Annotated in this window: 1 protein-coding gene; it reads left to right on the top strand. The window is 66.4% G+C overall.

Annotated elements, in window-relative coordinates; all coding sequences use genetic code 11:
* On the top strand, positions 1-1165 hold a 1165-nt coding region (locus ACYVDE_RS23520; protein ID WP_460503955.1), incomplete at both ends, for a MutS-related protein.

The raw sequence follows: 1165 nt of genomic DNA, 5'->3' as shown, positions 1-1165 counted from the left end.
GCCCCTGCCCTGGGCGGCGGCGGCCCCCTGGCTGGTGCTGCTGCTGCTGGCCACGCTGGTAGCGGGCTTCTGGCTGCCCGCGCTGTGGTTTCTGACAGCGGGGCAGGTGCTGGCCCACATGCTGCTGCATTTTTTCAACCGGACGCGGGTGGCGCTGGGGGTGCGGCCCATGCGGCAGCTGGGCAGCCTGCACCAAACCGGACGCGACCTGATGAAGCTACACCTGCCGTTTGCCCCGCTGGCAACGCTGGCGGCGCCACTAGCCCGCCTGGGCGGCATTGTGCACAAGGTGGCCTTTTTGCAGTTCGAAAACCAACTGCAATCCGACCTGTCGGCCCTGCCCTGGCTGATTCTGGAATACCTCAAAATTCTGCTGCTGCTCGACATCATCGTGTACCACCGTTGCCGGCGCGACGTGGAAACGCACGCCGATGCCATTCGAATGGTGTTTGAGGCCGTGGGCTATGCCGACTGTGCCGTGGCGGTGGCCGGCTTCCGGGCCCGGCACGTGCACTGCGTGCCCGACTTCACCACTGCCGGCCTGCACCTGGCAGGAGCCTACAACCCGCTGGTGACCGGCTGCACGCCCAACGACCTGCGCGTGACGGCCACCGAAAGCGTACTGCTCACGGGCTCGAATATGTCGGGCAAAACCACGTTTATGCGCACCGTGGGGCTGAATGTGCTGCTGGCCCAAACCATTGCCACCTGCCCGGCCACGGCCTACGCGGGGCCCTTCCGGCGCGTGGTATCGAGCATCAACCTGGCCGACAACCTGCCCGAAGGCAAGAGCTACTACTTTGCCGAGGCCGAAACCGTGCTGGGCTTTATGCGGGCTGCCGAAGCCCGACCGGCCGAATACCTGGTTATCATCGACGAGCTGTTCAAGGGCACCAACACCGTGGAGCGCATTGCGGCTTCGCGGGCCGTGCTGGCGTATTTGCAAGGGCTGAGCCTGGTGCTGGCCTCCACGCACGATGGCGAGCTGGGCGCGCTGCTGGCCCCGGCCTTCACCGAATACCACTTCACCGAAACCGTGAGCGACACGGCCTGGTACTTCGACCACCGCCTCAAGCCCGGCCCGCTGGCCACGCGCAATGGCATTCGGCTGCTGGCGCGGGCCGGCTACCCGGCCGCTGTGGTGGCCGATGCCGAAGCCCTGAGC

The organism is Hymenobacter agri, assembly GCF_054778495.1.
Note: the sequence above shows the minus strand (reverse complement) of the source record. Positions and strands in the feature narration are given on the sequence as shown.